This window comes from Cyanobium sp. BA20m-14 (assembly GCF_024346295.1).
The window spans coordinates 1-5,171 of the sequence record NZ_JAGQCR010000222.1 but is presented as its reverse complement, the minus strand read 5'-3'; the positions used below and the strand labels follow the sequence as shown (position 1 = coordinate 5,171).

The window sequence follows — 5,171 nt, the reverse complement described above, 5'->3', positions numbered from 1 at the left end:
GGTTTCTGAATTCGCCGACCAAGGGCCTCGAAGGCGGCATCCGGTCGGGGACGCAAGCAATGATCGCCGACCATCGAGGCCTTGGATCGAGCGAGGGACCCGATGACATTCTTGCTGCAGATCCCACCCTTATGATATGTTTGATTATAATTAAAATGATTTTCGTGCACACGTGCAGCAGGACTCAGTCTTGTTGCAGCTGAATGAGTGCACGCGACCATGACGCCCCCTGAAAACCCCGACGCTTCAACCGATTGCCCCCCTGCCGGGGCAGCTGCTGTCGATGGGGATGTGTACCGCTGCTGCAAGTCGATTCCGCCTTCGGACCGGGACATGCAGACCAACGAGGAGTCCGGTCGACTTCTCGAAGCGGATCCCTGCCTGCGCCGGGCGCTTTCGGTTTTCCGTTCCGAGGCGGATGCGCAGCATCAGCTGCGTCTGTTTTGACGCTGGCGGAGAAGGTTCGTAGCGAAAGCGGCACTAGACGGTGGCCACGGCCGGTCGATGTTGACGTCAGGACAGCAGCCCACGCACACAAGTTGGTGGCCGGCGGAATCGCTGAATCCCGCGGCGCGCGCGGCACTGTTCGTGTTGGTTTGCGAGGTGCAGCTATGACGTCATGGCCTCCTCTCGACTCGCTCCAGGTGGTGCAACTCGATTTCCTCGGGGCACTCACGCCTTCCGAGGTGCTCTACGAGTTTGAAGGCCCCTGCATTTTCACGGCCCGGGCAGCGCACGGGGCCGCAGTTCTGGCCTACCTGTCGGAGGACCTCGAGGACGAGCAGCGTCTGCGCTACATCGTCGCGACCACGTCTGAGCGGACTGTCGACGAACTCAAGTGCGGCGTGATTTCGGTGCGTGAAGCGCTCGATCGAGGGTCACTTTGGGTGGTTGACTTCGACTACGGACATCGCCCCGTGCGGGCGTTTTCTGTTCGCAGCGAGCAACTACCAGAGGATGCCATGCCTCTGAGCGGCACCATGCTTTGGTCCTCGCTCGAGCCCGCCTTGACGGTGAGGCTCGAGGGGAGCGACATCCAGAAAGGTCGAATTCCGGCGGCTGCGTTCACCCAGGCAGCTGAGATCGCCGGCAAGGCTCTCAAGCCCGTGTTCGAGTGGGCAGCGCGCGATCTTCGACAAGACACGAGCGGTCGACCTCCTGAGTGGCTCCGTGACCTCTATGCGATGCCTGCCCAGCGGTTCGCATTCGGAAGCCTCGAAGTGGCGTTTGGTCAGATCCGTCTCGGTACGGAGTTGCAGTCGACGTTGCTCTTCGACCACGAGCGCTTGCCCACTCCGCTCGAGATCCAGGAAACGGGCTGGTCGGCTCTACGGGAGGGGTTCGCGTGGGCTGTTTCTCAAGACTCAGTTCCGTCTGGCGAGGGCAATGAGGAGAAGTGGCTTGCGATACTTGAGTCGATGAGGCGGCTCGCACCAGCGTCTGCCGGACCGGTGTCCGCGATTGAGGTGTGGGGCTCCATCATGGGGGCCCAGGATCGTCGATTGAGATTGGATAGGAATTCCACCAAGCGAATCCGAACGGCACTAACGGAGCTGAAGAAGCGCCACGATGTTGAGTTGCGCGTGTTCACCGGGCGCGTTCGTGACTTGGACCTTGACAAGCTCACGTTCATTTTGCGCGACGTCGCTGGCGAGGAGGGGGATGTGCAGCTCGCTCTTGACGACGAGCGATTGCTTGAGACGGCACGCGAGGCCCACTACCAGGAACTCGAGGTGAATGTAGCGGCTAGAAGCGAGGACAAGAAGCTCTGGTCCGCTACAGAAATCGAGTTCGCTAGCAGTGAAAGTACCGACGAGTAGAGGCCAGTTTCCAGCCCTCAGCGGATTCGCATGTAATTCAAGAGCATCTACGTGAAGCGCAGGTGAGTTCTCGGAAGCAGGAATAGCCCAAAGCTAGAATTCGGCCGCGCTAGGTGGCGTCAGGCAAGGGCTATGGCCGACTCGGTGCTAGCTGGCATGGTCTGCTACCGCCGTCGCGGCCCGAGCACACCAGCATTTCTTCAACGCTAGCGACAATGGCCGTTCGGCCACCGATGCAATCTCAGGTCTGTCCAACTCATTGTTAGATAGTTCCGAGAGCCAGGTTGGACCGCCATGCTTCTTTCCAGTAACCAAGGTAGCGCCTTTGCGTGATCTCACCAACTTCAGCTCTCACATGACTTTTGAGTCGATGTGAGTCAACGCTAGCTGTGGTTTGCGAGTCCGCAAAACACCTGCCCACCCCGTAATACAATCTGTATGTCGTAGTGGTCAACGCTATCTCTCCCAGAATCAAAAGACTTTGCGTGCTTAACAACTGCAGTCGTTGCTGTTGACCTCATTGCGATCTTCGGTTTGCTGGCCTATCTAACCGTAGAAGCCCACGCCCAACGCTTCTGGCAAGGCGTCTGGTGCTGGGGAAATCTCCTCCACCACTGGACTTCCTCCATGACCAGCGCATTAGCTGCTGAGCCGAACAAGGTGCTGGCATCCGGGACCGCCATGCTTAACAAGGAGGGGTGCTGACTGGAGGCCCTATTCACTACGCGGTGTTCTTCTGCACGGATCACGGCTTTGGCATCGAGATGGTGCAGGCCCTCGACGAGGCCCATGCCGTGGACATCGTTCAGGCCGTCCAGCCCGGTGCCGTTGCCCAGGCGGTGCCGGCGGCCTCACTGGAAGGAAAGGACAGGCACAGGCTTCTGTCGGACTGGATGGACGCGCTGGAGCAGTCCATGGCCAGTCAGGGAGGGCCAGCGCTCCCAGACCCGCTGACCCTAGTGAGCTCAGAGCACGATCACCCGGGCGGCTGACCCCCAGATCAGCTGCTGATTGCTGGCCAGCAGCAGGGCCTGCTCACGCGGCAGCCAGTGGGGATCGGCGCAGATCTGACCCTCGCCATCGAGGAACAGGTGCCGCGCCTTAGTGCTGCCCTTGACGGCCAGACGGAAGGAGATCAAGCGGATCGGGCAGGCCGGCTCAACGGGAATGGTGGCCATGGCGGTGTGACAAGCAGGACGTGACCACCACCGCGCCCCGTTGCACCGGGGCACCCTGCGGAGCGCCTGCCGAACACTCCGCCAGCCACCACCCCATTCCCTGAGCTGACCACCAACCAACCGCCCTGACGGTACCTGGCAACAGCTGCTGTTGTCACTGGGGCAAGGCCCCGGGAGAGTGCCCTTGGGCCTGACCTTGATCGAGGCGCAGAAGTATGCCCGCCGCGCTGAACAGCTGGCGGTGCTCAAGACCTTTGCCGAGGGGGAGCTGCTGCGCCGCCTGCCCTTCCGCAATCTTGTCGGTGGCTCATTGAGCTTCCCGGCTGAAACCAAGCTGCCCCGCGTTGGCTTCCGGGCAGTGACTGAGGGCTACCGCCAGAGCTATGGCGTCATCAACTCCGATTCGGAGTTTGTGCATCTCTTTGGTGGGGACCTGGATGTGGACCGCTCGATCGTTGACCTGCAGGGCCCCGAGGCCCGTGCCGCCCAGACCGAGATGAAGGTGCGCTCGATGCGCCTCACCCTGGAGGCCGCGATCATCAACGGCGATGACACCTTTGATCCGCGGGCCTTCAACGGGCTGAGCAAGCGCCTGGCACCTGGAGACGATCAAACGATCGACAACGGTGGCAGCACTCTCAACCTGCTGGCGCTGGAGGCATTGAGCGACAGCGTGATCGGCTACGGCGGCGACAAGGTGCTGATCGCCAGTAAGGCCGCCCGCCGCCAGATCAGCACCGCCTCCCGCCAGGCCGGTGGGGAGCTGTATGAGGTGATCGACGGCCGCCACTACTTCGAGGGGATCGAGATCCTGCTGGTGGAGGAGGACGCCGAGGGCCATGCCGTCCTCGGTTACGACGAACCGGCAGGCACCACCTCGATCTACTGCTGCGTACTGGGTGATGCGGCGGTCTGCGGTCTGCAGGGGCCCTTTGAGGGCAGGTATGGCATTGCGGTGCGTGATTTCGGGGAGGTGCATGACGCACCGGTGTTCCGCACGCGGGTGGATTGGTACGTGGGCTTTGCCGTCTGCAACCGCAAGGCCGCTGCGCGGCTTTACAACGTGGCGCCCATGCCGCTGGTGCTGCCCTAAGCGCCAGCCCCAACCCAGGAGGACTGCCCAGAACCACACATTCATTCCCCATAGGAGTCCTATCCATGACCACCCAAGCCACCCGGCTGCTCGATGCCCAGACGGTGCTCGTCGGCTGGATTAATCACTCGGCAACCGACTGCTACGAACACAGCCGCAGCAGCGGCGATGTCATCAACCTCGGCACCGATCTCGATGCCTCCTGCTCCTTTGTGCTGGTGGCCTCCCACGCCGGCCACAGCGACGCGGTGACCGTGACGCTGGAGCTAGCGCCGCTGCTGGCTGACGGCATCGCCGGCAGCTGGATAACTGCTGCTGCCGTCGCCATTCCCGCCGCTGGCGGCAAGGTGGAGGCAAGCATCAGCGGTGCTGCCCTGCTACTGAATCCAGCCGATAGCGAACTGGTTACGCCGCCCTGCCTGCGGCTAGCTCGCGCTGTGATCTCCCCGAGTACACCGGTAGGGATGTGCGTGGCGCTGACCGCCAACCAGGGGCTTTGAGGTGAGCGCCATGGACACCGCAATGCCCCTGCAACTGCTGCAACCCTTGGACAGCAACAACCCTGCCTCCACGCCCGTTCGCCTCTCGGGCCCGGAGCAGCGGCTGACCGTCATCCCGGATCCGGGTGTGGGCGATGAATCCCTGCTGCCGCCTAGCCAGCTGCTGATCGTTAAGGACGGCGAGAGCCGCTCGATCTGGCCGGTGCACCTGGCCGGCTGGCAGGCATTGGGCTGGCAGCTGCACACGCAGCCGCCAGAAGCAGCGCCCCAGCCAGAACCAGAACCACTCTTGGAACCTGAACCGGAGCAGCAGCCTGCATTGCAGCCAGCGCCGGAGCTGGAACCAGAACCGGAGCCTGGTGCAGAACCAGCAGCCCTCGCTGAAAGCAGCACCGTGGAGTTGTCCGAATTGCCCAGCCCTGAGCTGGTTGAACCGGCAAGCGCCACGGGCGCACCGGCCACAAGCGATGGAGAAGCCCTGCTGGCTTCTGCGCCGCCTGACTTCCAGGCGATCACCAAGGCCCAGATCGTCGACTACTGCTCGGCTGTTCATGGCGTGGACCTCGATAGCAGCCAGACC

The 5,171-nt window shown here is 62.3% G+C and carries 7 protein-coding genes; 6 read left to right on the top strand and 1 reads right to left on the bottom strand.

Annotation, left to right across the window (positions count from 1 at the left end; genetic code table 11):
* Positions 1–219: 219 nt before the first annotated feature.
* The 3 genes from KBZ07_RS15945 (at position 220) to KBZ07_RS15935 (ending at position 2,812) form a co-directional block, all read left to right on the top strand.
* Entirely contained in the window at positions 220–447 is a 228-nt protein-coding gene (locus KBZ07_RS15945; protein ID WP_254932526.1) for a hypothetical protein, read from the top strand.
* Positions 448–644: 197 nt separating this feature from the next.
* Positions 645–1,820, top strand: coding sequence for a hypothetical protein (locus tag KBZ07_RS15940; protein WP_254932525.1), 1,176 nt, complete (start codon positions 645–647; stop codon positions 1,818–1,820).
* Positions 1,821–2,518: 698 nt separating this feature from the next.
* Complete coding sequence (locus tag KBZ07_RS15935) at positions 2,519–2,812, top strand: hypothetical protein (protein WP_254932524.1); 294 nt, start codon at positions 2,519–2,521, stop codon at positions 2,810–2,812.
* On the opposite strand, the gene KBZ07_RS15930 is transcribed toward KBZ07_RS15935, so the two are convergent.
* Positions 2,786–2,998 carry a hypothetical protein gene (locus KBZ07_RS15930; RefSeq protein WP_254932523.1) on the bottom strand — a complete coding sequence of 71 codons (213 nt, stop codon included), beginning with the start codon at positions 2,996–2,998 and terminating at the stop codon, positions 2,786–2,788. The two genes, KBZ07_RS15935 and KBZ07_RS15930, sit on opposite strands and share 27 nt — an antisense overlap.
* A gap of 184 nt (positions 2,999–3,182) precedes the next feature.
* Here KBZ07_RS15930 and KBZ07_RS15925 point away from each other — a divergent pair, with 184 nt between their 5' ends.
* The 3 genes from KBZ07_RS15925 to KBZ07_RS15915 all read left to right on the top strand — a co-directional run.
* Positions 3,183–4,091: a major capsid protein gene (locus tag KBZ07_RS15925; protein ID WP_261355850.1), complete on the top strand. Its 909-nt coding sequence runs from the start codon at positions 3,183–3,185 to the stop codon at positions 4,089–4,091.
* A gap of 65 nt (positions 4,092–4,156) precedes the next feature.
* Entirely contained in the window at positions 4,157–4,591 is a 435-nt protein-coding gene (locus KBZ07_RS15920) for a hypothetical protein (RefSeq protein WP_254932522.1), read from the top strand.
* Positions 4,592–4,601: 10 nt separating this feature from the next.
* Positions 4,602–5,171: hypothetical protein (locus KBZ07_RS15915; protein ID WP_254932521.1), on the top strand; the 570-nt coding region annotated here is incomplete at its 3' end.